This is a genomic window from Cryobacterium tagatosivorans (assembly GCF_004402215.1).
Classification (GTDB): Bacteria; Actinomycetota; Actinomycetes; order Actinomycetales; family Microbacteriaceae; genus Cryobacterium; species Cryobacterium tagatosivorans.
This window is the reverse complement of record NZ_SOEZ01000081.1, coordinates 21294-46404: the sequence shown is the minus strand read 5'-3', so window position 1 is coordinate 46404 and position 25111 is coordinate 21294. Positions and strand designations below refer to the sequence as shown.

The window sequence follows — 25111 nt, the reverse complement described above, 5'->3', positions numbered from 1 at the left end:
GTGGCCGGTAGCGGAAATCGGACATCGCCGGCACGCTATCCTGAGCCCCATGACCACAGTCGCCCGGCTCCAGGCAGAACTCGGCTCGATCGTCAGCACGGACCCGGCCGAGCTGGCGGCGATGCGCGAGGACAAGTCGGGCTGGGTCGCCCAGGGGATGCCGCTGGCCCTCGTGCGCGCCACCCGCACCGAGCACGTGCAGGCCGTGCTGCGGATCGCGTCCGAGTCGGGCGTGCCGGTGGTCCCCCGCGGCGCCGGCACCGGACTTGCCGGGGGAGCGTGCGGCACGGACGGCTCGATCGTGCTCAGCCTGGCCGGGATGAACCGCATCCTCGAGATCCGGCCGGAAGACGAACTCGCCGTGGTCGAACCCGGCGTGATCAACCAGGACCTGAACGACGCGCTCGCCGCGTTCGGGCTGTGGTTCGCGCCCGACCCGGCCAGCAAGGCGATCTCCTCGATCGGCGGCAACATCGCCACGAACGCGGGCGGGCTGCTCTGCGTGAAGTACGGGGTGACGCGGGAGGCCGTGCTCGCGCTGACCGTCGTGCTCGCCGATGGGCGTCTGCTGAAGACGGGGCACCGCACGGTGAAGGGCGTCACCGGCTACGACCTCACGGCGCTGCTCACCGGCTCGGAGGGCACGCTCGGCGTGATCGTCGAAGCCACCGTGCGAGCGCGGGCGATCACCCCGGGGGAGGTCGTCACGCTCGGCGCCGTGTTCCCGGATGTCGCCGCCGCGGCCGCCGCATCCGCCGCCGTCATCGCCGCCCGCGTTCGCCCGGCCGTGATGGAGCTCATCGACCCGGTCGCGCTGCGGATGATCGCGGACTACCTCGGCCCGGACGGTTCCGCCGGGCTCCCCATCGATGGCGGGGCATTCCTGCTCGTGCAGACCGACGGGGCGGCCGCGCTCGCCGAAGCCGACCAGGCCGCCGCCGTGCTGCGAAGCGCCGGCGGTACCGTGCGCCAGTCGACGGATCCCGACTCTGGCGAGCGGCTGCTGGCGATCCGTCGCTCCGCGCACCCGGCGCTCGCCGCGTACGGCGAGGTCCTGATCGAGGACGTGTCGGTGCCGCGCTCGCGGATGGCCGAAATGTTCGAGCGGATCGCCGAGATCAGCGCCCGCACGGGCGTGCCCATTCCCACGGTCGCCCATGCCGGGGACGGCAACCTGCACCCCAATTTCGTGATTCCGATCGACCCGATGCGCCTGCCGGGCGACCCGCTCGTGCCCGAGCACATCTGGGCGGCCGCCGATGAGCTGTTCCGCGCCGCGCTCGCGCTCGGCGGCACGCTCACCGGCGAGCACGGCGTCGGCGTGCTCAAGCGCCGGTGGCTGGCCGAGGAGATCGGCGACACCAGCCTCGAGTTGCAGCGCCGGATCAAGGCGGCGTTCGACCCGCTGGGCATCCTGGGTCCGGAGACGATGTTCGACGCCTGAGACCGCGACGGTCGACTCCCGAGCCGGGACTGCTGCGCCAGAATGGGGGGATGACCTTCGACCAGTCGCCCGTGCAGCAGAGCCCCGGGCCCGTGCAGCCGGTGTGGACCCCGCCGGAGGCACCCTCCCGGGCCGGGACGCTCGCCCTGGCCGTCACCGGAATCACCCTGGCCGCGCTCGCCCTCCTGCTCGTCTTCGTCTACCTCGCGAGCTTCCTTGGCACTTCCGGCCTGCTCGTCTCGCTGCTGCTCGCGCTGATCCCGCTGACCGCGGTCCTGTTGGCGGTGCGCTGGATCGACCGGTGGGATCCGGAGCCTCGCCCGGCGCTCTGGTTCGCGTTCCTCTGGGGAGCCGGCGTGTCCGTCGTCACGGCGCTCATCTTCGACCTGGGCGTGCAGCTGACGATCAGGGGCAGCGGAGGCGCGCTCGTCGCCAACGACCTGGTCACCGCGGTCGTCCAGGCCCCGATCGTGGAGGAGGCGGCGAAGGGCTTCGGCGTGCTGCTGATCTTCTGGGCCATCCGCAGGCACTTCGACGGCCCCGTCGACGGCATCGTCTATGCCGCGACGATCGCCGCGGGCTTCGCGTTCTCGGAGAACATCCAGTATTTCGGCACGGCGATGGCCGAGGGCGGGCCGGGGGTCTTGGGCCTCACGTTCCTGCTGCGCGGCGTGTTCTCGCCGTTCGCGCACGTCATGTTCACCGTCTGCACCGGCCTGGCCCTGGGGATCGCCGCCCGGCGCACAGGCGCGTTCGGCGCGATCGGCTACTTCCTGGTCGGCCTGGTGCCGGCCGTGCTGCTGCATGCCCTGTGGAACGGCGCCTTCCTGGTCTTCGTCGGCGACTCGGCGCTGCTGCTCTACTACGCCTTCGTGCAGGTGCCGCTGTTCATCGGCGCGATCGTCGTGGTCAGCATGATGCGACGGCAGGAGATGCGGGTCACCCGGGAACGGCTGGACGAGTATGCGGCCGCCGGCTGGTTCACGCCGGAGGAGGTCGCCATGCTCGCCACCCCGGCCGGACGCCGCCAGGCCCGAGCGTGGGCGGCCGCGCAGCCGCCCGGCCGTCGGGCCGCGATGCGCGGGTTCATCACGGATGCCACCCGCCTCGCGTTCGCCCGCGAACGGATGCTCAACGCGGGGGCGGGGGCCGGCCCGGCGCAGCGCGCCGACGAGGCCCGGCTGCTGGCCACCCTCATCGCCAACCGCGCCGTCGTGCTCGGTTAGTGCCGCCGGCCCGCCGCGAGTAGTCGCCCAGCGAAGAGGCGCACGTCGGCGCCGAGGCGTAAAAAAACTCGCCGCCCGGTGGTGTGGCACTGCCGACGACTCTCCCGGTGCGGCGAGTTTGTCTGGTTACAGCCTGCACCCGGCGGGGCCGTTCGCGCAAGGAGGAATTCTCCGGTGTGCGATCCGGCCCGGAATCCGGTTGGATGGAGGCATGACTGATTTGAACTCAAAGCCCGAACTCGACGCCCCGGAGGGCCCCGCGCCCGAACAGCTCGAGATTGTTGACATCGTCGTCGGGGAAGGCGCAGAGGCCACGCCTGGCGCCACCGTCGACGTCCACTACCTGGGCGTCGAATACGACTCCGGTGACGAATTCGACTCCTCCTGGAACCGCGGGCAGTCGATCAACTTCCCGCTCGGTTCGCTCATCGCCGGCTGGCAGCAGGGCATCCCCGGCATGAAGGTCGGCGGACGGCGCAAGCTCGTCGTCCCGCCGCAGCTGGCCTACGGCCCCGCCGGCGGAGGACACCGCCTGTCCGGCCAGACGCTGATCTTCGTGATCGACCTGCTCGGCGTCAGCTAGGAGCCGGCGTCAGCCAGGAGTCACAGCCAGGGCTCGATTCGCACGTGCTTCACTCGTGAGGTGTGGCCCCGGACGATGCGCACAGCGCTCCGGGCCACACCGAAGTGTTCGGCGAGCAGCCGGACGAGCGCGTCGTTCGCGGCCCCGTCGACCGCCCGCTGCTGCAGGAAAACCGTCAGCGAGGCATCCGCCCCCGACTCTTCCACGATCAACGGGCCTTTGCGGCTGCCCGGCTTCACGCGTACCGTGAGATTCACCGTTGGGGTCACGTCCGGTCCTTCCGGTGCAGGCAACGTCGTCGAGGCAACGCTAGGAGCGAGTGTCCCATGATTTCCGTCGAAAACGCCCGCGTGCTCCGCGAGGCCGGCCTCCGCTGGCATCCGGTCTCCGGGGATTCCTTCCGGATCGAACGCCCCGATTTCGACAGCGACGTGTTCACGGTGAGCGAGATGACGATCGAAGCCCACGAATTCGACACCGGCACGATCCTCGGCTTCAACGGCACGACCGAGTGGGCGCTGGATTCCCTCGCCCTCGAGCATGCGCTCTGGCTTCCACGGGAAGACCAGCTGCGCGAACTGCTGCGGGGGACCTTCCGCACGCTGCGCCGGCTGGACGACGCGACGTACCGCGTGGAAGTCGAGGTCGCCGGGGAGGGCACCTCGTTCGACGCCGCGGATCCCTCGGATGCGTACGGCGCGGCGCTCCTGGCACTGCTCACGCGGTCCGCCTGATGTGGCGGGAGGTCCTGCTCGGCGTCCTGGCCGGGTTCCTGCTGCTGTGGCTGGTGCTCGTCGCGCTGCTCTGGCGTGCCTCGCGGGGCCGGCCGGACAAGACCACGCTGACGGATGCCCTTCGCCTCATCCCGGACGTCATCCGACTCGTGCGCCGCCTGGCCGCCGACGGCACGGTGCCCCGGCGGGTGCGGGTCGTGCTGCTCGTGCTGCTCGCGTACCTGGTGTCGCCGATCGACCTGATCCCCGACTTCATCCCGGTGCTCGGCTACGCCGACGATGCGATCATCGTCGCGGTCGTGCTTCGGTTCGCGACCCGGCACGCGGGGGCGGACGCCCTCGAACGGCACTGGCCCGGAACTCCCCAGGGGCTCCAGGCGATGCGCTCGCTCGCCGGGCTCTGACCTCGCCGGGCTCTGACCTCGCCGGGCTCTGACCTCGTCGGGCTCTGACCTCGTCGTGCTAGTACCGTTCGGGCTCGGGGCCCAGGGTGAAACGCCGCCCGGACAGTTTGCTGGGCGTGATCTCGACCCAGATGTACTTGAGCGTGGGGACGAGCGGCCGCAGCGGCAGCTGCTCGGCCGCGTCGATTTCCGCCCGGGTGTCGAGCACGCGCGCCGTGCCCTTGACGACGACGCTCCATGCCTGCTCGCGGCCGACCCCGTCGCTCTCGAATGCGACCTTGTGGTTGACCGTGAGTTCGAGCAGTTTCTCGCCCTCGGAGGTGCGGAAGAGCAGCCGGCCGTCGGCCGCGATGAAGTTCACCGGGTAGATGTCCGGTTCGCCGAGGACGCTCACCGCCAGGCGGCCGAGGTTGGCGGACAGCAGGAATTCCCAGCACTCAGCCTCGCTGAGAATCTCAACCGGGTTCAGCTCGTTGATATTCATAGGGTCATCGTCCCACGCGCGGAGTCTCCGGGCGAGTCACCCCGCTGGAGAATTTCGTCTGCCCGCTACCGGCCTTCGTTGACGGCCCTGACCCGGTCGACGAGGTCCTTCCACGGGCCGGCGACCTGCGGCTCCGGCAGCACCACCTCGTGCGGGGCGCACCGGATGCGGTACACATAGCGGTCGGGCTCCGGCGCGGATTCCTCGGTCTCGTCCCAGGGCAGCGCGTCGAGGAGTTCCCGCCAGCTGCGGGCATCCGGCTGCTCGTCGACCTGGACTTCCCAGGTGACCCGGATGCCGGCGATGCCGCCGCTCCGCGAGACGCTGACCTTCATGCGGAGATGCTACTCCGCGGCGGCTCCGGCAACGAGCGACTGGCCGAGACCTACCTCGTGCCAGGCGGACGCGACCGCCGTGTGCTCGCGGGACTCCGCGCCGAAGCGCGTCGCCGCGGCCGCCTGCGTCGCCCGGGCGAACCCGGCGAAGTCGACTCCGCGGCGCAGGTTGCCGCCGGTCAGGGTGTCGTACCAGATCTGGCCCGGCGCCTCCCAGGCATTGCCGCCGAGGGCCTCGGCGACCAGATAGAACGCGCGGTTCGGGATGCCGGAGTTGAGGTGCACGCCACCGTTGTCGTCCTCGGTGTCGATGTACCCCGCCATGCTGTCCGGCTGGGGGTCCTTGCCCAGCACATCGTCGTTGTAGGCGGTGCCCGGCGCCCGCATCGACCGCAGCGCCAGGCCCTGGACCTGGTCGGTGAAGAGGCCCTCTCCGATCAGCCAGCTCGCCTCCGCCGTGCCCTGGCCCGCGGCGTGCTGCTCGACGAGAGAGCCGAACACATCGGACAGGGATTCGTTGACCGCCCCGGACTGGCCTTCGTAGGCGAGGTTCGCGGTGTGCTGGGTGACCCCGTGGGTGAGTTCGTGCCCGATCACCGTGAGCGATCGGGTGAACCGGTTGAAGACCTGGCCGTCCCCGTCGCCGAACACCATGCGCTCACCGTCCCAGAACGCGTTGTCGTATTTCCGGCCATAGTGCACGCTCGCTTCCAGCGGCATCCCGCGGTCGTCGATCGAGTCCCGCCGGAACCTGGTCCAGAACAGCGAATGGGTCTCACCGAGGCCGTCATAGGCCTCGTTGACGGCCGGATCCGCGGTGGCCGGCCAGCCCTCCGAGCGCGCGAGCAGGCGCCCGGGCAGGCGTTCGAGGCCCGTGGCGTCCCAGACGGCGCGGTCGATCCGTCCGCGCTCCCTGGCCGTGCCCGCCCGAAACGTCCGGGGCGGGGGATGCGCGGCGGCGCGGAGTTCGCGCAGCGGCACGTCCCGGAGCAGGGATCGCCTCGCCGCTTCCGCCGCGGCGGCGAAGCGCGGGTCGTCCAGCCGCGCCAGCCGCACCAGCAGGTACGGGGGCACGATCGCGCATCGCGGCGTGGCGGTCATCGGCTTGCTCCCTCGCACCGGGGCGCCCGGTCGGGCGTCGCAGCACAAAGTAGCACCGGGCACGGGCCGCCACGAGAGCGTGCCGCGCCGGCATCCGTAGACTCGCTGCATGCGCTTCGGAATCGTCATTCTCCCGCAGGACTCGTGGCCGGACGCCCGGCGCCGCTGGCAGGCGGCCGAGCAGTACGGGTTCGACCATGCCTGGACCTACGACCACCTCTCCTGGCGGACGCTCGCCGACGAGCCGTGGCACGCGACCGTGCCGACGCTCACGGCCGCCGCGGTGGTCACCAGCCGGATCAGGCTCGGCACGTTCGTGTCGTCGCCGAACTACCGGCATCCGGTGCCGTTCGCCAAGGAGATCGCGACGCTCGACGACATTTCCGGTGGACGCTTCATGCTCGGCGTGGGGTCGGGCGGGACCGGTTTCGACGCGTCCGTGCTCGGCCAGCCCGGGTACACGCCCCGCCAGCGCCACGAACGGTTCACCGAGTTCGTCGCGGCCCTCGACCTGCTGCTCCGGCATGAGGGAGAGGGCGGCGGCATCCGCTTCGAGGGCGGCTGGTACACGGCGGTGGACGCGCGCATGGTCGGACGGCCGCTCCAGCGACCCCGGGTACCGTTCGTCCTGGCGGCGAACGGGCCGAAGGGCCTGCGCGTGGTGGCCGAGCACGGCGCGGGCTGGGTGACCACGGGAGCCGACGGCGCCACCGGCGAGGACTGGTGGGCCTCGGTTGCCGCGCTCACGGCCCGGCTCGACGACACCGCGCTCGCCGCCGGCCGCGACCCGGCGTCGATCGACCGCTACCTGTCGCTGGACAGCGGCGGGGCATACTCGCTGCAGGGCGTCGACGCCTTCGAGGACGCCGTCGGCCGGGCGGCCGCCCTGGGCTTCACCGACGTGATAAGCCACTGGCCGCGCGCCGAGGGGATCTACGCCGGGGCCGAATCGGTGCTCGAACAGGTCGCCTCAACCCTGGAAGGACGCCGGGCATGATTTCCCTCTTCGACGAGATCGCCCCGGGGCTCCCCGGCCTCGAGCAGCTCCGCGCGATGATCGCCTCCGGTCGTCGCCCCGGGATGGGTGAATCGCTCGACTTCACCCTGGTCGAGGCCGACGAGGGCCGCGCCGTGTTCGAGAGCGTGCCCGGGCGGCAGGCCTACAACCCGATCGGCACGGTGCACGGCGGGTACGCCGCCACGCTGCTCGACAGCGCCTGCGGCTGCGCAGCGCACTCGCGCCTCACCGCGACGCAGGGGTACACGACGCTGGAGCTCAAGGTGTCGTTCCACCGGCCGATCACCGCCGACACCGGCCTCGTCCGGACCGAGGCGACGCTGATCTCCTTCGGCCGCCGGGCGGCCTTCGCCCAGGCGACCCTGACGGATGCCGCAGGCCGCGTCTACGCGACCGCCACCTCCACCCTCCTCATCTTCGAACGCTGACCCCCCTCTCTCACCCCCGCGAAACCGCAGTTGTGCGCGCTAAACGGCACGAATAAAGCGCACAACTGCGGTTTCGCGGGGGCGGGGCGGGGCGGAGGGTCAGGCGTCGATGCGGTAGCCGCGCTTGATGACCGTGGCGACCAGGGCCGGGGCGGGGAGGGCCTGGCGGAGCCGGCTGATCGCGACGTCGAACGCGTGGTCGTCCTGCACCTCCGGCAGCGCCGCCGCGAGTTCGGCGCGGGACACGACGCTCCCGCCGGCCGCGAGCAGCAGGCGGAGGAGGGTCAGCGACGTCGGGGCAAGGTTCGCCCGAACGCCCTCCACCGTCACGAGGCGCCCGCGGAGCTCGACGGACCCCTGCGCGGTGTCCAGCCGCACGACGCGCTGCTCGCCGAGGTGTTTGCAGACGAGCCGGATCAGCGCGCCCATGCGGAACCGCTCCGGCACGATCGGCCGGAGGCCCGCGGCCTGCAGGGGCGCGGCCGTGACCGGACCGACCGCCGCCGCGACGACCGTCTCGCTGAAGGCGTCCTGCAGCTCTTCGAGCCGCCCGGCCCCGTCGGCCGCGCCGAACAGCGCCTCGACCGCGGGCGCGCTCGTGAACGTGACGGCGTCGAGGCTGCCGGTGCAGACGGCGTCGACGAGCCGGAGCACCCGGCCGGAGTCCTCGGGCAGCAGCCAGCGGTACGGCGCGACCGTCAGCACCCTCGCCCCGGCCTCCCGCAGCCGATCCAGCTGCGGCTCGTCGGTGAAGCCGTGCAGTTGCACGGCGACGGTGAGGCCCGTCGGCCCGCCTCGGAGCACGAGGTCGACCAGGGACTTCGTGGTCTCCTCGTCGCTCATCCCCGAGTCGTCGAGTCCGGCCGCGCGAATCGCGCCCCGGGCCTTGGGGCCGCGCACGAGGATGCGCGAACCCGCGAGGGTGTCGGTGAGTTCGGGGCCGAGCCCGGCGGCATCCGCGGCCTCGAACCAGCGACGGATGCCGTAGGACGTCGTGGCGAGCAGGATGTCGGGGCGCGTCGCGATGATGGCGTGCGTGTCGAGGGTGAGGCGGGTGTCGTCGGCGGCCGCGGCGATCCGGATGGCCGGGGCGTGCAGCACCTCCGCGCCGCGCCGTTCGAACGCGGCGATGAGGTCCTCGGAACGGCGATCGGAGGTCACGCCGATGCGGAAGCCGTCCAGTTCGTCGGGCCGGAACCCCGGGAGGACGGCGTCCAGGCCGAGGTCGACGGCGAGGTCGGCTCCGGGATCGCCCGGCGGGCCGGTCATGCCTGCCCGGCGATCGTCGCGGCCGCCTGCATCAGCTCCACGGCCGCGGCATCCGCGCTTTCGGACAGGCCGACGACCTCGCCGATGACGAGCACGGCGGGGGACCGGGCGCCGACCCCGGCGGCGGTCGTCACGACGGTGTCGACGCTCGCGATCGTGGTGCGCTGGCTGTCCGAGAATCCGCGCTCGATGATCGCGACCGGCATGTCGCCGCGCATGCCGTGCCGGGCCAGGCCGGAAGCGAGGTGGGCCAGCGTGCCGACCCCCATGAGCACGACGATCGTGCCGCCCAGGCCCACGAGGTGGGCGAGTTCGTCCTCGCTGAGCGGAGTGTGCCCGGAGAACACGGTGAACAGCCGGCTCACGTCGCGGTGGGTGACCGGGATGCCGGCCAGGGCCGGGACCGCGATCGCGCTCGTGACGCCAGAGACGACGGCCACCGGGATCCCGGCCGCGCGGCAGGCGATGACTTCTTCCCCGCCGCGGCCGAACACGAAGGGGTCGCCGCCCTTCAGCCGGACGACGGTCTTGCCGGCCAGGGCGCTCTCGACGAGCATCCGCTCGATGTGCACCTGCGGGACGGCGTGGTGGCCGGGGGTCTTGCCGACGTTGACGTACTCGGCCCCCGGCGCCCACTCGGCGAGCCGGTCGCGGGGCCCGAGACGGTCGTAATAGACCACGTCGGCGCCCCGCAGCGCGGCGAGGGCGGCGAGGGTGAGCAGGCCCTCGTCGCCGGGCCCGCCGCCGACCAGGGTGACCTGGCCGGTCCGCCCGGTTGCCGCCGGCACCTCGCGCGTCAGCCAGGTGCGCTCAGCGGAGCATGCCTCCACGATCGCCTGGTCGTTGGGCGGGGATGCCTCGACCAGGGCGACGAGGTCGACGGCCGAGACCAGGGTGCTCCAGCCGCCCCTGGAGCGCGGCAGCGCCACGACCCGCACCCGCGGATCCGGCATCCCGGCTGTCTCGGAGACCAGGTAGGCGGTCGCCCCGGCGGCGAGGTAGCGGGCGAGCACCCGGCGGGCCGCCTGCGCGCCGCCAACGACGAGCACGCGGCGGCCGCTGAAGTCGAGGGTGACGTCCACGTCACACCTCGTTCCGGTCGGGCGCCCGCAACGGGATCGTCGGCCCGGACAGCAGCACCGGGCCGGCCGCGCCCGCCGCCGCCCGCTCGTCCGGCCTGGCCGGGCGAGGCTGGCCGCGTTCGATCACCTGCATCACGGCCGGGTCGGCGGTCCCCGGGGCATTGACGAAGGAGCGGAACCGGCGCAGGCGCTCCGGGTCGCGGAGGGTGGCGGCCCACTCATCCTCGTAGTTGCCGACGTGCTCCGCCATCGCGGCCTCGAGCTCCTCGGCGATCCCCAGGCTGTCGTCGCAGACGACGTCCCGCACGTGGTCGAGCCCGCCCGGGAGCTCCTCCTGCCAGCGCGCCGTGCGCTGCAGCCGGTCGCCGGTGCGGATGTAGTACATCAGGTAGCGGTCGATGTAACGGATGAGGGTCTCGTCGTCGAGATCCTGGGCCAGCAGCTGGGCGTGGGCGGGCTGGTAGCCACCGTTGCCGCCGACGTAGAGGTTCCAGCCCAGGTCGGATGCGATGATCCCGATGTCCTTGCCGCGCGCCTCCGCGCACTCCCGGGCGCAGCCGGACACGCCCAGCTTGAACTTGTGCGGGGCGCGCAGCCCCCGGTAACGCAGCTCGAGGTTGATCGCCATCGCGACGGCATCCTGGACCCCGAAACGGCACCAGGTCGACCCGACGCAGGACTTCACCGTACGCAGCGACTTGCCGTACGCCTGGCCGGACTCGAAGCCGGCGTCCACGAGGACCTTCCAGATGTCCGGCAGCTGCTCCAGGCGGGCGCCAAACAAGTCGATCCGCTGGCCGCCGGTGATCTTCGTGTAGAGGTTGAAGTCCGCGGCGACCTCGGCGATCACCTTGAGCTTCGCCGGCGTGATTTCGCCGCCGGGGATGCGGGGCACGACCGAGTAGGTGCCGTCCTTCTGCATGTTGGCCAGCGCCCGGTCGTTGGTGTCCTGCAGGGCGCCGCGGCCGGAATCGAGGATGTAGCCGGAGGTCTGGGTGGCGAGGATGGAAGCGATGACGGGCTTGCAGATGTCGCAGCCGAGGCCCCGGCCGAAGCGCTCCATGATCTGCTCGAACTGCGTCAGCTGCAGGATGCGCACCGACTCGAACAGTTCGCTGCGGCTGAGTTCGATGTGCTCGCAGAGCGCCTTCGACACCTCGATTCCGGCCCGGGTCAGCTCGGTTTCGAGGATCTTCTTCACCAGCGGAACGCAGGACCCGCACTGGGTGCCCGCCCGGGTGCAGGCCTTGAGCGGCCCGAGTTCGGTGCAGCCCTCTCCGTGCCCGCCGCCGTCGCCGCGGATCGCCGAGCGCACCTGGCCGACCGAGACGTTGTTGCACGAGCACAACTGCACGTCGTCGGGCAGGTCGGTGCCCTGGGGAGCCTCGGCCCCCGCGGCGGACAGGTAGGCGCCCGGCTCGGCGGGCAGCGCCCGGCCGAGCAGGGGCCGGAGGGAGGTGTACGGTGAGGCGTCGCCGACGAAGATCCCGCCGAGCAGCGTCTTCGCATCATTGGTGACGACGATCTTCTGGTAGAGCCCCCTGGCCGGGTCGGCGTAGACGACCTCGAGCGCGTGCTCCGTCCTGGCCTGGGCGTCACCGAAGCTGGCCACCTCGACCCCGGAGAGCTTGAGTTTGGTGGCGTCGTCGATGCCGGGGAACACGGCCTCGCCGCCGTGCAGGCGGTCGGCGACGACCTCGGCCATGGCGTTGGCGGGCGCGACGAGTCCGACGCACACCCCGCCGACGCTGGCGACCTCGCCGATGGCCCAGATGCCGGGGATCGAGCTTGAGCAGTCGTCGCCGATCGCGATGCCGCCGCGCGGGCCCAATTCCAGCCCGGCCAGCCGGGCCAGTTCATCCCGCGGGGTGATGCCGATCGAGAAGACGACCAGGTCCGCGTGCAGCTGCCGGCCATCGGTGAGGGTCACGCCGAGCACCCGCCCGGTCGGCGAGGTGAGGATCTCGCTCGGCCGGTTGCCGAGGGCGAGGGTGATGCCCTGGGCCTGGATCAACCGGCCGAGGGCCTGGCCGGCGCCCTCGTCCAGCTGCGCGGACATCAGCCAGCGGCCCGAATGCACGATGGTCGACAGTCCGCCGAGCCGCTGCAGCCCGCCGGCCGCCTCGAGGCCGAGCAGCCCTCCGCCGACGACGACCACGTTGGCCGGCCGGCCGAGCCGCTCCCGCAGGCGGGCGACCTCCGCGACGAGGAAGTCGACGTCTTCGATGGTGCGGTAGACGTAGCCGTACTCGGCGCCGGGGATCGGGGGAACGGTGGCCGACGATCCGGTCGCGAAGACGAGGTCGTCGTAGCCGAGTGTGTCGCCGTCGGCGAGGGTCACCGTGCGGGTATCCGGGTCGAGGCCGACGGCCAGGCTGCCGCCGCGGAAGACGGTGCCGGGTCCCTCCCAGAGGCCAGGGTCGCCGAGGGTGAGGTCCTCGGAGTCGACGAGCCGCCGGGAGAGCGCGACCCGGTCGTAGGGGAGGTGGGTCTCGTCGCCGATCACGGTGACGTGCGTGCGGGGCGCCGCCGCGGCATCCGGTGCCTGGTTCGAGCGGGCGTGCATGGCCTCGGCGAACCGGTGCGCGGCTGGGCCGCCGCCGATCACGACCACGCGTCGGCGCGCGCCGACGCCGGACTCAGCGGGGTTGCTGGTGTGGGGTTCCATGGCGGCGCCTTCCGTTGCGGTGTCCCGTCAGCCTAAAAGGGGCGCGTTTCCCCGAGATTGCGCCGGCGTAACAATGTGTGACGCGGGCCTCACTCCCCGCCCGGCGCGGTGTGAGGTGTTCGTTACGCGATTGTCACGGCCCGCGCGATCGGCCGAAATCCGCCGTCCTTAGCGTTGGGGAATCAACCCCGACAAGCCAGGAAGACGAGGTGACCCCGTGCCGAACACCACAGTTCTGCTGAACACCACAGCGTTGCTGGACACCACAGCGCTGATCGAATCCCGGCCGGATGCCCCCACCGGGGCTCCCGGCTGGACAAGCGTGTGTTCGATCGAAGCGCTCGAACCGCTCTGGGGGGAAGCGGCCCTCGTCGACGGGCTGCAGCTCGCCCTCATCCTCCTGCCCGACGGCACCCTGTACGCCGTGACGAACCGGGACCCGGCCACGGGCTCCTTCGTCATGTCCCGCGGGATCGTCGGCTCGAAGGGCGACCGCCCCACCGTCGCCTCGCCCCTGCACAAGCAGGTCTACGACCTCGAAACGGGGGAGTGCTTCACCTCGCCCGGCTACTCGCTCGCCACCTTCCCGGTGCGCGTCGCCGACGGGGTCGTGCAGGTGCGCCTCCCCGGCGCACCCCGCCACGCCTGACCACCCCGCCACGCCTGAACGCACCTCCGCGCACAGCCCCCGCACAAACCCCCCGCAGCTCCGCCCTCGCACCGACCCTGAGGAGACACCGATGACACCCGCAACGACCGCTTCGCCCGCGATCGACTCCCCGACCGATACCCCGACCGATACCCTCGCCACCCTGCCCGCAGCGCCGCTCGTACACCGGCCCGGCCGCTGGATCGACAACTGGAACCCCGAAGACACCGCGCAGTGGGAGGGCGGCGGCAAGGCGATAGCCGGCCGCAACCTGAGATGGTCCATCTTCGCCGAGTTCCTCGGCTTCGTCGTCTGGCAACTCTGGAGCATCGTCGTCGTCCAGCTGCCCGCCGCGGGCTTCACCTTCGACACCGGCCAGATCTTCTGGCTGATCTCGATGCCGGCCCTCGTCGGCGCGACGCTCCGGTTGCCCTACACGTTCCTGGTGCCGAAGCTCGGCGGGCGAAACTGGACGATCATCTCCGCCGGGCTGCTGCTCATCCCCGCGGTCGCGCTCGGCCTGGCCGTCGGCAACCCGAACACGCCCTTCCCGGTGATGCTGCTCGTCGCCGCGCTCGCCGGCTTCGGCGGAGGCAACTTCGCCAGCTCGATGTCGAACATCACCTACTTCTACCCGCAGAGCCAGAAGGGCTGGGCGCTCGGGCTCAACGCGGCCGGCGGCAACCTGGGCGCATCCGTCTCGCAGCTGATCGTGCCGATTGCCATCACCCTCGGCGCCGTCGGCACCCTCAACCTGTCGCTGGCCGGCTGGATCTGGATTCCGTTCATCCTCGTGGCAATGTGGGGGGCCCGGAGGTTCATGGACAACCTCTCCAACGCGAAGGCCGACTTCCAGGCGTCGCTCGCCGCGGTCCGGGAGCCGCACCTGTGGATCCTGTCCCTGCTCTACATCGGCACCTTCGGCTCGTTCATCGGCTTCGCCAGCGTCTTCCCGAAGCTCATCGCCGACCAGTTCCCCGCCTACTCGAGCTTCCAGGTCGGCGCCGCCTCGCTATCGCTCGCCTTCCTCGGCGCCCTCGTCGGGTCGCTGGCCCGGCCCTACGGCGGCAGGCTCGCCGACCGCTTCGGCGGCGCGGTCGTCACCATCACGGCCTTCGGTGTGATGGCCGTCGGCGCGGTCGTCGTCATCGCGGTGCTCCCGCTCGGCAACTTCTGGGCCTTCCTCGCCAGCTTCCTGCTGATCTTCGTCGCCACCGGCGTCGGCAACGGCTCCACCTACCGGATGATCCCGAGCGTCTTCGCCGCCCGCAGCGGCGTGCAGGACGCGCACCGCAACTCGGGTGATGTGAACACGCAGCGCAAGACCGCGGCGGCACTGGGCATCATCTCGGCGGTCGGCGCCTACGGCGGGTTCATCATCCCGCAGGTGCTCGGCCTGTCCAAGACCACCACCGGCGACTACTCCGACGCGATCTACGGCTTCATCGGCGCCTACCTGGTGATGATGGCCGTCACCGCGTTCTGCTACCTGCGCCGCGGCTCGTCCGTGGCCGGCCAGCGCATCTAACCCCGCCGGAGGTTGAGCCCGTCGAGACCAGGTCTCGACAGGCTCGACCTCCGTGGCTCGACCTCCGTGGCTCGATATCCGGGTCTCGACTACCGGCGCCCCGAATGGAGAACACATGACACCCGCGACCAGCACGCACTGCCCGTACTGTGCGCTGCAGTGCGCGATGACGCTGACACCGGATGTCGGCGGCGTCACCGTCGCCGGTCGTGCGTTCCCGACCAACCGGGGCGGTCTCTGCAAGAAGGGCTGGACCTCGGCCGAGCTGCTCTCCTCCCCGGAGCGCATCCTCGAACCGATGCTGCGCCAGCCGGACGGCACGTTCGCCCCGGCATCCTGGGAGGAGGCGCTCGACCTGGTGGCCGGGCGCCTCGCCGCCGGCCGCGCCGAGCACGGCGCGGACTCGGTGGGCGTCTTCGGCGGCGGCGGGCTGACCAACGAGAAGGCCTACCAGCTCGGCAAGTTCGCCAGGCTGGCGCTCGGCTCCTCCCGGATCGACTACAACGGCCGGTTCTGCATGTCGTCCGCGGCCGCGGCCGGCAACCGCGCCTTCGGCCTCGACCGGGGGCTGCCGTTCCGGGTCGAGGACCTCGGCGCCGCCCGCACCATCCTCATCCTCGGCTCGAACGTGGCCCAGACGATGCCGCCGTTCATCGCCCACCTCGACGGGGCCCGGAAGGCCGGCGGCCTCATCGTCGTCGACCCTCGCCGCACGGCCACCGCCCGGCTCACCGACGACGGGGCGGGGATGCACATCCAGCCCACCCCCGGCAGCGACCTCGTGCTGCTGCTCGGGCTGATCAACATCGTGATCAGCGAGCGGCTCGTCGACACCGACTACGTCGCCCGCCGCACGGTCGGCTTCGACGCCCTGCGGCGCAGCGTCGGCCGCTGGTGGACCGAGCGCGTGCAGGAACACACCGGCGTCCCGGTCTGGCAACTGCGGGAACTCGCCCGCCGGCTCGCCGAGGGGCCGGGCACGTACATCCTCACCGGTCGCGGGGTCGAGCAGCACGCCGACGGCACCGACACCGCCACGGCCGCGATCAACCTGAGCCTGATCCTCGGGCTCGTCGGCACGGAGCATTCCGGCTACGGCACGCTCACCGGCCAGGGCAACGGGCAGGGCGGCCGTGAGCACGGCCAGAAGTGCGACCAGCTCCCCGGCTACCGCAAGATCACCGACCCGGCCGCCCGGGCGCACGTCGCCGGGGTGTGGGGCGTGCACCCGGACAGCCTCCCCGGGCAGGGGCTTCCCGCGGTGGAACTTCTCGCGGCGATGGGCGAGCCGGGCGGCATCCGCTGCCTGCTGGTGCACGGGTCGAACGTCGTCGTCTCCGCGCCCAACGCCGACCGGGTGCGCGCCGGCATCGCCGCGCTCGACTTCCTCGTGGTCTGCGATTTCTTCTTCTCGGAGACCGCGGCGCTCGCCGACGTCGTGCTGCCGGTGACGCAGTGGGCGGAGGAGGAGGGCACGATGACCTCGCTCGAGGGCCGCGTCATCCGTCGTCGCCGCGCGGTCGACGCCCCCGCGGGCGTGCGGAGCGAACTCTGGATCTTCCGCGAGCTGGCCCGGCGGCTGGACGCGCCCGGCGTCTACAGCGCGAACCCGGCCGAGGTGTTCGACGAACTCTGCCGGGCCTCCGCCGGCGGGACCGCCGACTACTCCGGGCTCAGCTACGGCCTGCTCGACACCGACGAGCCCGCCTACTGGCCCTACCCGGCCGGGTCGACCGGCACGCCGCGGCTGTTCCTCGACCGGTTCGCGCACGCCGACGGCCTCGCGCGGATCGTGGCCGTGCAGGCTCGCAGCACGGATGCCCCGGCGCAGGTGGGCGGAACGCTCACCCTGATCACCGGGCGCCTGCTCGAGCACTACCAGTCGGGCACCCAGACGAGGCGGGTGGCCGAGCTGCTCACCGCCCGGCCCGAAGCGCGCGCGCAGCTGCACCCGGCGACCGCCGACCGGCTGGGAATCGCCGACGGCGGCTGGCTGGAGCTCTCGAGCGAGCGCGGAACCGTGCGCTGCCGGGCGGAGGCGAGCGCCGACATCCGCGCCGACACGGTGTTCCTGCCGTTCCACTTCGCCGGCGACGAGTGCGCGAACCTGCTCACCGACGATGTGACCGATCCGATCTCGGGGATGCCGGAATTCAAGAAGACGACGGTGCGCGTACGCGCGCTCCAGGAAGCGGGTGCCCGTGCCTGAACGCATCGTCCTCGTCGGTTACGGGCCGGTCGGCGCGCGCTTCGTCGAGGAGCTGCTCCCGCTCGTGCGCGATGGCCGGGCCGGCCTCACCGTCGTCGGCGCGGAGGCCGCCGACGCCTACAACCGGGTGCTGATCGCCGAGTACGCGGTCGGGCACGCAAACCGTGACGACCTCGAGATCACCGACACCAGCCAGGCCCTGGACGCCGGGGTGCGCCTGCTCACCGGCACCAGCGTCACCCAGGTCAACCGCAGCCGGCGCACGGTCAGCCTGGGCACGGGCGAGCAGCTGCCCTACGACCGGCTCGTGCTCGCGACCGGCGCCCGGGCCAACGTGCCCACCCTCGACGGCGTCAAGCGGCTGCGCCGCGACGTGATGATGCCGGCCGCGGATGCCGCCGCGCTCGACTCGGCCGAGGCCCCGCTTCCCCGGGGGGTCACCGCGCTCCGCGACCTGGACGACGCGCACACGGTGCTCGCGGCGGTGCAGGCCGCCCGGCGGATCGTCGTGCTCGGCGCCGGCGTGCTCGGGATGGAGATCGCCCTCGCGGCCGCGAACGCCGGCGCCGAGGCCAGCGTCGTCTACCACGGCGACATCCCGATGGGCCGCAACCTCGACCGCGGCGGTGGCGCCGTGCTCGCCCGGAACGCCCGGCGGGCCGGCGTCACCATGATCAACCACTCCCGCGCGGAAAGCCTGCTCTTCCACCAGGACGACGACGGGGTGGCGCGCTTCGACGCCCTGGTCTGCGCCGACGGCAAGCAGATCCACGGCGACCTGCTCCTGCTCTCCTGCGGGGTCGGCGCCCGCCGGGAACTCGCCCACCTCGCCGGCCTGCCGGTGTCGACCGGCATCCTCGTCGACGAGGACCTGCGCAGCTGGAACGATCCGGACATCTACGCGATCGGCGACTGCGCGCACGTCGCGCCGAAACCGGCGGCCGGCGCGTCCTCCGCGCTGCCGTCGGGCGGGCCCTCCGGCCTGGTCGGACCGGGATGGCGGCAGGCCGACTGGCTCGCGGCCCGCTTCGCGGCCGAGATCCGCGGGTCCGACTCCACCGCCGGGCTGGCCCCGCAGCGTTCAAACGTGGTCATGCTCAAGGCCGAAGGCATCGACGTGGTCGCCGCCGGCGACATCGGCCCGGAGCCCTGGGACGCCGAGGGCCCGCAGGCCCACACGGGCGACTGCCCATCCGCACCGCTGAGCGTCTCGCAGTGGGCCGACCCCGAGCACGGCCGCTACGTGAAGATGGTCACCCGCGGCGGCATCCTGGAGGGTTTCGTCTGCGTCGGGATGCCGCGAACGGCGGCCGAACTCACCCTGCTGTTCGAGCGCGGCAGCGAGCTGCCCGCCGACCGCTCGGTGCTGCTGCGCTTCGACGGCCCCGACTATGTGCCGACGGCCGGCGGCGACGCGTTCGCGCCCGACGCGACGGTCTGCTGGTGCAACGGGGTCACCGTGGGGGCCATCACGGATTCGGCCGGGGCGGGCAACGCGACCGTCGCCTGCATCGGCGCGGCCACCCGCGCGGGCACCGGCTGCGGCGGCTGCAAGACGCGCATCGGCGAGATCCTCACCCACTTCGCCCAATAACCCGGGGCTAGGGGGCTGTTGCGAGCCGGGTGGCGATCGCGGCGATCCGCCGAACGTCCTCGGGGGAGCCGCCGGCGAGGGCGGCCGCGTAGCCGACGATGAACGTCGTCAGCGGGGCCGCCGGCCGGGCGATGCCGTGCGCGGCATCGCGCGCGAGGTCGAGCACGAGCCCGATGTCGACGACGTCGGCCGAAAGCCCGAGCTCCTTCGCGAGGGTGACGACCCACTCGTCGAGCGCGGACGGGGAGGGTGACGACGGGCCTGATTCCGGCCCGGATCCCGGCGGGACGGGCGGCGTCGCGGGGGCGGTATCTTCGGGCATGGCGACTCCTCGGCGACTCCGGTGCTGGCGACCGTGCGGTCCCACGCCAAGGTTAGCCACCTGGCGGGGGAGTGCAAGCGGTTCGCCGGGCGGCGCGTCAGATTGCCTCCGGAAGGCCGACGGGCGGTGGGCGAGGGGCCCGGCCCGCGCCGAGTTTACAGAACGCGTCCGTTTTCATAGGCTCAAGGGGCACATGCCGACAATGACCGGGTCGTCACGAGCTCACCTTTCGAAGAAGAACATTCCCGGACGGCCACGATGCCGAACCGCTCCACAAGACCGGTCGGCTGGGTCATCACCCCAAATGCGGAGGAACTCCCATGACCATGATCACTGACGTCTTCACCACGCGAGAGTCACAGGTCCGCAGCTACTCCCGGTCCTGGCCGGTCGTCTTCGACCGCGCCGTCGGCAGCACCATGTACGACGAAGACGGCAACGGATACCTGGACTTCTTCGCCGGCGCCGGCGCGCTCAACTACGGCCACAACAACCCGCGGCTCAAAAAGGTCCTGATCGACTACCTGGCCGACGACCGGGTCATGCACTCGCTCGACATGTTCACCACCGCGCGCCGGGACTTCCTCGAGACCTTCGACGCGCTGATCCTGAAGCCCCGGAACCTCGACTACAAGGTCGTCTTCCCCGGCCCCGGCGGCACGAACGCCGTCGAGGCGGCCCTCAAGCTCGCCCGCAAGGTGACCGGCCGCACCGGGGTCATCAACTTCACGAACGCCTTCCACGGGATGACGCTCGGCGCGCTCGCCGTGACCGGCAACGCGCTCAAGCGCGGCGGCGCCGGCGTGCCCCTCGTGCACACGACCCCGATGCCCTACGACGGCTACCTCGAGGGCGGAGCCGACTTCGCCTACCTCGAACGGCTCCTCGGCGACAGCGGCAGCGGGCTGGACAAGCCCGCGGCGGTCATCGTGGAGTCGGTGCAGGGCGAGGGCGGCATCAACGCGGCCCGCGCCGAGTGGCTGCGCGGGCTGTCGGAGCTGTGCACCCGGCACGGCGTGCTGCTGATTCTCGACGACGTGCAGATGGGCTGCGGACGCACCGGTGGCTTCTTCAGCTTCGAAGAGGCGGGAATCGTGCCGGACATGGTCTGCCTGTCGAAGTCGATCAGCGGCTACGGCCTGCCGATGGCGCTCACCCTGATCCGGCCGGAACTGGACATCTGGGCCCCGGGGGAGCACAACGGCACCTTCCGCGGCATCAGCCCCGCGTTCGCCACCGCGGCCGAGGCCATCCGTCTCTACTGGTCGGATGACGCGCTGGAGCGTTCGACGATCGCCAGGGGCGAGACCGTGCGGGCACGCTTTGCCGCCATCGCCGCCCGCTACCCGGAGCGCTCGCTCGTGGTCAAGGGACGGGGGCTCGCCCGCGGGCTGCAGTTCGCCGACGGCGACCTGGCCGGCCGGGTCTGCGCCGAGGCGTTCACCCGCGGCCTCCTGATGGAGACATCCGGCCCGGAGGGCGAGGTCATGAAGATCCTGCCCGCCCTGACCATCACCGATGAGGAACTCGACCGCGGGCTCGCGATCATCGACGAGTCCGTCGCGGCGGTCCTCGGCTAGGGCCGTTCGGGCCGTTCCGGCCGGTCTGCCCGTTCGGGTTGTTCGGGCAGGTCGGCCGGTCGGACGGACAGTTCACGGCAGGCCGTGCGGGAGGACGCGCCCGCGCGGCGGCCTGTCTATGGTTGCAGTATGGGATCAGACGACAGCACCGGCGAGGCGTCCATTCACCCACTGATGACCGACCGCCTGGGGCGCCTCGGCGTGCGGAGCGGGCAGATCCTCCTGGTGATCGCGCTCGCAGCCGTGGCCGTCTTCGGGCTGGTGCAGTTGAAGCTCGTGGTGATCCCCCTGCTCATCTCCGTGATCCTCGCCGCGGCGATCGCCCCGCTCGTTGGCTGGCTGCGCCGCCGCGGCCTGTCGGCCATGCTCGCCACCTGGCTCACGCTGCTCGCCGGCGTGCTCGTCTTCGGCGGGATCATCACCCTGATCGTGCTCGCCGTGCGCACCCAGTGGGGCGAGCTGGCCCAGGCCGGGTCCGACGGGCTGGACGAGCTGCAGGTCCTCCTCCTGGAGGGCCCGATCCCGATCGACCAGGCCCAGCTCGAGGCCGCCCGCGCGGCCGTCGTCGACTTCCTCACCAGCAGCGAGTTCGGCACCGGTGCGATCGCCGGCGTCTCGGCCGCGGCCGAGGCGGTCGCCGGGGTCCTGCTCGTATCGGTCATCTTGTTCTTCTTCCTGAAGGACGCCGACCAGATCTGGGCGTTCCTCCTGCGCCCCTTCCAGGGCGCCCGCCTCGAGCGGATGCGCCGCATCGGCGACACCGCGCCGCGGGTTCTCGGCAGCTATGTGCGCGGCACGGCGATCATCGCCCTCGTCGACGCCGTGGCGATCGGCGCCGGCCTGGCGATCCTCCAGGTTCCGCTGGCGCTGCCGCTCGCCGTGATCGTGTTCCTCACCGCCTTCATCCCCCTGGTCGGCGCGACGGTCGCCGGCATCCTCGCCGCCCTGGTCGCCCTCGTGGCCAACGGGCCGGTTGTCGCCCTCATCGTGGTGGCCATCGTCATTGTGGTCAACCAGCTCGAGGGCGACCTCCTGCAACCCGTGGTGATGGGCCAGTCCCTCAAGCTGCACCCGCTGGTGATCCTCGTCGCCCTGACCGCCGGCACGATCCTCGGCGGCATCGCCGGAGCCGTGCTGGCGGTGCCGATCGCGGCGGTGGCCTGGGCGATCCTGAAGGTCTGGAACGGTCCGGACGAAACCGTCGCCCTGCGGGCGCCACGCCGGCGTCGCCAGGGAGCCCAGGATGCGTAACGTCTTCCGCAACGCCGCCTACCGGAAGCTGTTCGGCGCGCAGGTCGTGGCGCTCATCGGCACGGGACTGCTGACCGTTGCCCTCGGCCTGCTCGCGTTCGACCTGGCCGGCGGCGACGCCGGAATCGTGCTCGGCACGGCGTTCACGATCAAGATGCTCGCCTACGTCGGTCTCGCCCCGGTTGTCTCGGCGATCACCAGCCACCTGCCCCGCAAGGCCCTGCTGGTCTCGGCCGACGCCCTCCGCGCGGCAGTGGCACTCTCCCTTCCGTTCGTGACCGAGGTGTGGCAGATCTACCTGCTCGTGTTCGCGCTCCAGGCCGCCTCGGCCACCTTCACCCCGGCCTTCCAGGCCCTGATTCCGGAGGTCCTGCCGGACGAGCGCGACTACACCAGGGCGCTGTCGCTGTCCCGCCTCGCCTACGACCTGGAGTCGCTGCTCAGCCCCGTGCTCGCCGCGGCGCTGCTCACCGTGATCAGCTACCACTCCCTGTTCGTGGGAACGGCCCTCGGCTTCGCCGGATCGGCCGTGCTCGTGCTGGCCACGGTCCTCCCCTCCCGCCGGCCGGCCACTCCGGCGCCCTTCCTCGACCGGCTCACCCGCGGAGCGAGGGTCTTCCGGCGCACCCCCGAGCTGCGCGGCCTGCTCGCCATGAACCTCGTGGTCGCCGCGGCCACGGCCATGGTCCTCGTGAACACCGTCGTGCTCGTGCAGGGCGAGCTGGGGCGGCCGCAGACCGACTTCGCGCTGGCCCTCGCCTGCTACGGCGCGGGATCGATGATCGTCGCCCTCGCCCTGCCGCGCCTGCTCGAACGCTACCCGGAGCGGCGCGTGATGCTCCTCGGATGCGGCATCCTCCCGGTGGGGATGCTGCTCGTCGCGCTGCTCGCCGGCGCCGCGGCGTCCCCGGCGGCCTGGGCGGGGATCCTGGCCACCTGGTTCGTCCTCGGGGCAGCGACCGCGCTGGTGCTCACGCCGTCCGCGCGGCTGCTCCGGCGCGCATCCGACGACTCGAACCGTCCGGCGGTCTTCGCCGCGCAGTTCTCGCTCTCACACGCCTGCTACATCCTCACCTACCCGCTCGCCGGAGTCCTCGGGTCCCTGCTCGGCCTCCCGGCGACCGCGCTCATCCTCGCCGTCATCGCGGCAGCCGCGGGCCTCGTCGCGGCGCGGGCGTGGCCGCGCGCGATCCCGGCCGGGCCGGTCAGCATCCCCGCCTGACGCGGGAGCCTGCGCTGCCGATTCCGAGGCGCGCGGGTGGTGCGCCGCTGCGCGGGCGGCGCATCGCCCGCGACGCGGCGCAGTACCCGCGCAACGTTTCCGCGCCGGCGCATCGGCAGGAATGTCGGTGGTCCCCGGCAGCATGTGGGATACGAGTCGTCCTGCGGTTGTCACTGCGGCGCCGGGTCCGGCCAGCACCTGGCGCGGGCGCACACCAGACGACAGGAGACTCACATGACCGACCCCAACTACACCGGCCTGCTGCTCATCATCGACCGCAGCGGATCGATGACAACCATCCGCAACGACATGGTCGGCGGCCTCGAATCGATGCTGCGCGACCAGGCGGCCGAGCCCGGCCGGCTCAGCGTCGACATCGTGACCTTCGACACCGAGATCGAGACCCAGGCCACCTTCGCCGACCCGGCGCAGGTCGTCGTCACGCTCGAGCCCCGCGGCGCGACGGCCCTCTACGACGCGATCGGGCACGCGGTCTCCACCTACGGCTGGCGCCTCGCCCTCCTGCCGGAGAACCAGCGGCCCGGCACCGTGCAGGTCGTCGTGGCGACCGACGGCGAGGAGAACTCGAGCCACGAGTGGACCGCGGAATCCGTGCGCACGCTCGTGCGGCAGCAGACGAACGACTTCAGCTGGGACTTCGTCTTCCTCGGGGCGAACCAGGACGCCGTGCTCACCGGGGCCCACCTCGGCTTCCAGGCCGACAAATCGATGACCTACGCGGCCGTGTCCGACGGTGTCGCCGGGCTCAGCGAGGGCCTGAACGACTACATCAAGAGAACCCGCACGGGCGTCGACGGCGCGTTCTCGTCCGAGCAGCGGAAGGCCGCCAAGGGAGAGAAGTAGCGACTCTCCCGCTCCTTCCGCCAGCCCCGTGCACATTCCGCGCCGGCCGGCTGCGCATAACTCCGCCAGAAAATCGGCACCGCATCCTGAGCCCGCGAAGTCACGGGGGTTGTTGGGCCGACGTCCACCGATCTGGCGGAGTTATGCACCGCGGGTGGGCGAAGTCCCGGGGCAAAATACCGTGGGGCAGGGACTTGACAGGGGCGCATCAGGCTCCTATTTTGGGATTATCAACTAAGTGGTTGATCAAATAACAGGTTGATTTATGTTGGACGATGAGAACCCGGAAGCGCAGCTCGACCGTGCGTTCCTGGCCCTGGCAGACCCGGTCCGCCGCCGGCTGATCGCGCGCCTGTCGCGCGGCCCGGCCACGGTGAACGAGCTCGCCGAACCGTTTTCCATGACCAAGCAGGGCGTGTCGAAACACATCCAGGTGCTCGAAGCCGCTGGGCTGATCACTCGAACGAGGGACGGCCAGCGGCGGCCGTGCCACCTGGATCCGGCCGCCCTCGAGGCGCTGACCGCATGGATCGACACCCACCGGCTCGTCGCCGAGCGGCAGTTCCGCCGCCTCGACGACGTGCTGGAGACCATGAAACGCGACACCATGAAAGCAGGAGAGAAATGAGTGAACACAACCCCGTTACCGTCACCGCGCAGCCGGGCGTGCCCTTCATCGACATCGTGCGCGAGCTCGAGGCTCCGGTCGCCGACGTCTACCGGGCGTACACCGACCCCGAACTGGTCGCCCAATGGCTGGGCCCGCGCGACCTGAAGATCGAAGTGCAGGAGTTCGACGTGCGGCCCGGTGGGTCGTGGGCCTACATCCACAGCGACCCGGAGGGCACTCCCTACGGTTTCCGCGGCGTGTTCCACAGCGTCGCCCCGGAGCGGATCGTGCAGACCTTCGAGTTCGACGGATACCCCGGCCACATCAGCCTGGAATCGGTGGCCTTCGAGGACCTCGGCGGCCGCACCCGGGTGAACATCCACGCCGTCTACCAGTCCGTCGAGGATCGGGACGGAATGGTCCAGAGCGGGATGGAAGGCGGCCTGACCGAGGGCTTCGAACGCCTCGACGATCTCCTCGCCTCGGCCGTCGGGGCCTGAGCCCCG

The 25111-nt window shown here is 71.6% G+C and carries 25 protein-coding genes; 17 read left to right on the top strand and 8 right to left on the bottom strand.

What is annotated here, in order from left to right; genetic code table 11:
- Nucleotides 1-49 precede the first annotated feature (49 nt).
- From E3O23_RS17825 to E3O23_RS17815, 3 genes are all read left to right on the top strand, one after another.
- The gene (locus E3O23_RS17825; RefSeq protein ID WP_134493418.1) at nucleotides 50-1444 is read left to right on the top strand and encodes an FAD-binding oxidoreductase; all 1395 of its coding nucleotides are present in this window, start codon (nucleotides 50-52) and stop codon (nucleotides 1442-1444) included.
- A 50-nt stretch (nucleotides 1445-1494) separates the two neighbouring features.
- The gene (locus tag E3O23_RS17820) at nucleotides 1495-2670 is read left to right on the top strand and encodes a PrsW family intramembrane metalloprotease (protein WP_134493416.1); all 1176 of its coding nucleotides are present in this window, start codon (nucleotides 1495-1497) and stop codon (nucleotides 2668-2670) included.
- Nucleotides 2671-2881: 211 nt separating this feature from the next.
- Complete coding sequence (locus tag E3O23_RS17815) at nucleotides 2882-3253, top strand: FKBP-type peptidyl-prolyl cis-trans isomerase (protein WP_092323862.1); 372 nt, start codon at nucleotides 2882-2884, stop codon at nucleotides 3251-3253.
- A 20-nt stretch (nucleotides 3254-3273) separates the two neighbouring features.
- Here E3O23_RS17815 and E3O23_RS17810 read toward each other — a convergent pair whose 3' ends face one another.
- The gene (locus E3O23_RS17810; protein WP_241983543.1) at nucleotides 3274-3522 is read right to left on the bottom strand and encodes a DUF167 domain-containing protein; all 249 of its coding nucleotides are present in this window, start codon (nucleotides 3520-3522) and stop codon (nucleotides 3274-3276) included.
- Nucleotides 3523-3579: 57 nt separating this feature from the next.
- On the opposite strand from E3O23_RS17810, the gene E3O23_RS17805 reads away from it, so the two are divergent.
- Both E3O23_RS17805 and E3O23_RS17800 read left to right on the top strand, forming a co-directional pair.
- Nucleotides 3580-3987, top strand: coding sequence for a pilus assembly protein CpaE (locus tag E3O23_RS17805; RefSeq protein ID WP_134493412.1), 408 nt, complete (start codon nucleotides 3580-3582; stop codon nucleotides 3985-3987).
- Nucleotides 3987-4391 (top strand): YkvA family protein, encoded by a 405-nt coding sequence (locus E3O23_RS17800; RefSeq protein WP_134493410.1) that lies wholly within the window; start codon nucleotides 3987-3989, stop codon nucleotides 4389-4391. The genes E3O23_RS17805 and E3O23_RS17800 overlap by 1 nt, the downstream gene beginning before the upstream one ends.
- Before the next feature lie 58 nt (nucleotides 4392-4449).
- Here the strand turns inward: E3O23_RS17800 and E3O23_RS17795 are convergent, their stop codons facing one another.
- The 3 genes from E3O23_RS17795 to E3O23_RS17785 all read right to left on the bottom strand — a co-directional run bounded on the left by E3O23_RS17795 (nucleotide 4450) and on the right by E3O23_RS17785 (nucleotide 6311).
- Nucleotides 4450-4875, bottom strand: coding sequence for a pyridoxamine 5'-phosphate oxidase family protein (locus tag E3O23_RS17795; protein WP_134493408.1), 426 nt, complete (start codon nucleotides 4873-4875; stop codon nucleotides 4450-4452).
- A gap of 65 nt (nucleotides 4876-4940) precedes the next feature.
- Entirely contained in the window at nucleotides 4941-5210 is a 270-nt protein-coding gene (locus E3O23_RS17790; protein WP_134493406.1) for a protealysin inhibitor emfourin, read from the bottom strand.
- 9 nt (nucleotides 5211-5219) lie between these two features.
- Complete coding sequence (locus tag E3O23_RS17785) at nucleotides 5220-6311, bottom strand: M4 family metallopeptidase (protein WP_134493404.1); 1092 nt, start codon at nucleotides 6309-6311, stop codon at nucleotides 5220-5222.
- 109 nt (nucleotides 6312-6420) lie between these two features.
- On the opposite strand from E3O23_RS17785, the gene E3O23_RS17780 reads away from it, so the two are divergent.
- Both E3O23_RS17780 and E3O23_RS17775 read left to right on the top strand, forming a co-directional pair.
- The gene (locus E3O23_RS17780) at nucleotides 6421-7308 is read left to right on the top strand and encodes an LLM class flavin-dependent oxidoreductase (RefSeq protein ID WP_134493402.1); all 888 of its coding nucleotides are present in this window, start codon (nucleotides 6421-6423) and stop codon (nucleotides 7306-7308) included.
- Nucleotides 7305-7757 (top strand): PaaI family thioesterase, encoded by a 453-nt coding sequence (locus E3O23_RS17775; protein ID WP_134493400.1) that lies wholly within the window; start codon nucleotides 7305-7307, stop codon nucleotides 7755-7757. Before E3O23_RS17780 ends, E3O23_RS17775 begins: the two co-directional genes overlap by 4 nt.
- A 99-nt stretch (nucleotides 7758-7856) precedes the next feature.
- Here E3O23_RS17775 and E3O23_RS17770 read toward each other — a convergent pair whose 3' ends face one another.
- From E3O23_RS17770 to nirB, 3 genes are read right to left on the bottom strand one after another with little or no spacing between them, the layout of a single operon-like run.
- Nucleotides 7857-9026 (bottom strand): uroporphyrinogen-III synthase, encoded by a 1170-nt coding sequence (locus tag E3O23_RS17770; RefSeq protein WP_134493398.1) that lies wholly within the window; start codon nucleotides 9024-9026, stop codon nucleotides 7857-7859.
- On the bottom strand, nucleotides 9023-10108 hold the full coding sequence (cobA, locus tag E3O23_RS17765) for a uroporphyrinogen-III C-methyltransferase (protein ID WP_134493396.1): 1086 nt from the start codon (nucleotides 10106-10108) through the stop codon (nucleotides 9023-9025). The genes E3O23_RS17770 and cobA overlap by 4 nt, the downstream gene beginning before the upstream one ends.
- A 1-nt stretch (nucleotide 10109) precedes the next feature.
- Entirely contained in the window at nucleotides 10110-12776 is a 2667-nt protein-coding gene (nirB, locus tag E3O23_RS17760) for a nitrite reductase large subunit NirB (RefSeq protein WP_134493394.1), read from the bottom strand.
- 217 nt (nucleotides 12777-12993) lie between these two features.
- Here nirB and nirD point away from each other — a divergent pair, with 217 nt between their 5' ends.
- The 4 genes from nirD (at nucleotide 12994) to E3O23_RS17740 (ending at nucleotide 18756) form a co-directional block, all read left to right on the top strand.
- Complete coding sequence (gene nirD, locus E3O23_RS17755) at nucleotides 12994-13425, top strand: nitrite reductase small subunit NirD (protein ID WP_338145318.1); 432 nt, start codon at nucleotides 12994-12996, stop codon at nucleotides 13423-13425.
- A 91-nt stretch (nucleotides 13426-13516) separates the two neighbouring features.
- A complete protein-coding gene (locus E3O23_RS17750) occupies nucleotides 13517-14953 on the top strand; it encodes an MFS transporter (protein WP_134493392.1) in 1437 nt (478 codons plus the stop codon).
- 115 nt (nucleotides 14954-15068) lie between these two features.
- Nucleotides 15069-17162, top strand: coding sequence for a molybdopterin oxidoreductase family protein (locus tag E3O23_RS17745; protein ID WP_134493390.1), 2094 nt, complete (start codon nucleotides 15069-15071; stop codon nucleotides 17160-17162).
- Nucleotides 17155-18756: an FAD-dependent oxidoreductase gene (locus tag E3O23_RS17740; protein ID WP_134493388.1), complete on the top strand. Its 1602-nt coding sequence runs from the start codon at nucleotides 17155-17157 to the stop codon at nucleotides 18754-18756. Before E3O23_RS17745 ends, E3O23_RS17740 begins: the two co-directional genes overlap by 8 nt.
- A 7-nt stretch (nucleotides 18757-18763) precedes the next feature.
- Here E3O23_RS17740 and E3O23_RS17735 read toward each other — a convergent pair whose 3' ends face one another.
- Nucleotides 18764-19078 (bottom strand): DUF6457 domain-containing protein, encoded by a 315-nt coding sequence (locus E3O23_RS17735; protein ID WP_198415215.1) that lies wholly within the window; start codon nucleotides 19076-19078, stop codon nucleotides 18764-18766.
- A 326-nt stretch (nucleotides 19079-19404) separates the two neighbouring features.
- Between E3O23_RS17735 and ectB the strand changes: the two genes are divergently transcribed.
- The 6 genes from ectB to E3O23_RS17705 all read left to right on the top strand — a co-directional run bounded on the left by ectB (nucleotide 19405) and on the right by E3O23_RS17705 (nucleotide 25105).
- On the top strand, nucleotides 19405-20658 hold the full coding sequence (gene ectB, locus E3O23_RS17730; protein ID WP_134493448.1) for a diaminobutyrate--2-oxoglutarate transaminase: 1254 nt from the start codon (nucleotides 19405-19407) through the stop codon (nucleotides 20656-20658).
- Nucleotides 20659-20787: 129 nt separating this feature from the next.
- A complete protein-coding gene (locus tag E3O23_RS17725) occupies nucleotides 20788-21909 on the top strand; it encodes an AI-2E family transporter (protein WP_134493386.1) in 1122 nt (373 codons plus the stop codon).
- Entirely contained in the window at nucleotides 21902-23131 is a 1230-nt protein-coding gene (locus E3O23_RS17720) for an MFS transporter (protein ID WP_134493384.1), read from the top strand. The genes E3O23_RS17725 and E3O23_RS17720 overlap by 8 nt, the downstream gene beginning before the upstream one ends.
- 234 nt (nucleotides 23132-23365) lie before the next feature.
- Nucleotides 23366-23995, top strand: a complete 630-nt coding sequence (locus tag E3O23_RS17715) for a vWA domain-containing protein (RefSeq protein ID WP_134493382.1) — start codon at nucleotides 23366-23368, stop codon at nucleotides 23993-23995.
- A gap of 268 nt (nucleotides 23996-24263) precedes the next feature.
- Nucleotides 24264-24623: an ArsR/SmtB family transcription factor gene (locus tag E3O23_RS17710; RefSeq protein ID WP_241983542.1), complete on the top strand. Its 360-nt coding sequence runs from the start codon at nucleotides 24264-24266 to the stop codon at nucleotides 24621-24623.
- Nucleotides 24620-25105, top strand: a complete 486-nt coding sequence (locus E3O23_RS17705; protein ID WP_134493378.1) for an SRPBCC family protein — start codon at nucleotides 24620-24622, stop codon at nucleotides 25103-25105. The genes E3O23_RS17710 and E3O23_RS17705 overlap by 4 nt, the downstream gene beginning before the upstream one ends.
- Nucleotides 25106-25111 lie beyond the last annotated feature (6 nt).

Bases quoted from the DNA above. Each gene is read 5' to 3' on its own strand.
- E3O23_RS17795 (WP_134493408.1), bottom strand. From the start codon at position 4,875: ATGAATATCAACGAGCTGAACCCGGTTGAGATTCTCAGCGAGGCTGAG.
- E3O23_RS17770 (WP_134493398.1), bottom strand. From the start codon at position 9,026: ATGACCGGCCCGCCGGGCGATCCCGGAGCCGACCTCGCCGTCGACCTC.
- E3O23_RS17785 (WP_134493404.1), bottom strand. From the start codon at position 6,311: ATGACCGCCACGCCGCGATGCGCGATCGTGCCCCCGTACCTGCTGGTG.
- E3O23_RS17715 (WP_134493382.1), top strand. From the start codon at position 23,366: ATGACCGACCCCAACTACACCGGCCTGCTGCTCATCATCGACCGCAGC.
- E3O23_RS17775 (WP_134493400.1), top strand. From the start codon at position 7,305: ATGATTTCCCTCTTCGACGAGATCGCCCCGGGGCTCCCCGGCCTCGAG.
- E3O23_RS17800 (WP_134493410.1), top strand. From the start codon at position 3,987: ATGTGGCGGGAGGTCCTGCTCGGCGTCCTGGCCGGGTTCCTGCTGCTG.
- E3O23_RS17790 (WP_134493406.1), bottom strand. From the start codon at position 5,210: ATGAAGGTCAGCGTCTCGCGGAGCGGCGGCATCGCCGGCATCCGGGTC.
- E3O23_RS17805 (WP_134493412.1), top strand. From the start codon at position 3,580: ATGATTTCCGTCGAAAACGCCCGCGTGCTCCGCGAGGCCGGCCTCCGC.
- E3O23_RS17720 (WP_134493384.1), top strand. From the start codon at position 21,902: ATGCGTAACGTCTTCCGCAACGCCGCCTACCGGAAGCTGTTCGGCGCG.
- E3O23_RS17705 (WP_134493378.1), top strand. From the start codon at position 24,620: ATGAGTGAACACAACCCCGTTACCGTCACCGCGCAGCCGGGCGTGCCC.
- E3O23_RS17815 (WP_092323862.1), top strand. From the start codon at position 2,882: ATGACTGATTTGAACTCAAAGCCCGAACTCGACGCCCCGGAGGGCCCC.
- E3O23_RS17780 (WP_134493402.1), top strand. From the start codon at position 6,421: ATGCGCTTCGGAATCGTCATTCTCCCGCAGGACTCGTGGCCGGACGCC.
- ectB (WP_134493448.1), top strand. From the start codon at position 19,405: ATGATCACTGACGTCTTCACCACGCGAGAGTCACAGGTCCGCAGCTAC.
- E3O23_RS17820 (WP_134493416.1), top strand. From the start codon at position 1,495: ATGACCTTCGACCAGTCGCCCGTGCAGCAGAGCCCCGGGCCCGTGCAG.
- nirB (WP_134493394.1), bottom strand. From the start codon at position 12,776: ATGGAACCCCACACCAGCAACCCCGCTGAGTCCGGCGTCGGCGCGCGC.
- E3O23_RS17725 (WP_134493386.1), top strand. From the start codon at position 20,788: ATGGGATCAGACGACAGCACCGGCGAGGCGTCCATTCACCCACTGATG.
- E3O23_RS17825 (WP_134493418.1), top strand. From the start codon at position 50: ATGACCACAGTCGCCCGGCTCCAGGCAGAACTCGGCTCGATCGTCAGC.
- E3O23_RS17735 (WP_198415215.1), bottom strand. From the start codon at position 19,078: ATGCCCGAAGATACCGCCCCCGCGACGCCGCCCGTCCCGCCGGGATCC.
- E3O23_RS17745 (WP_134493390.1), top strand. From the start codon at position 15,069: ATGACACCCGCGACCAGCACGCACTGCCCGTACTGTGCGCTGCAGTGC.
- E3O23_RS17750 (WP_134493392.1), top strand. From the start codon at position 13,517: ATGACACCCGCAACGACCGCTTCGCCCGCGATCGACTCCCCGACCGAT.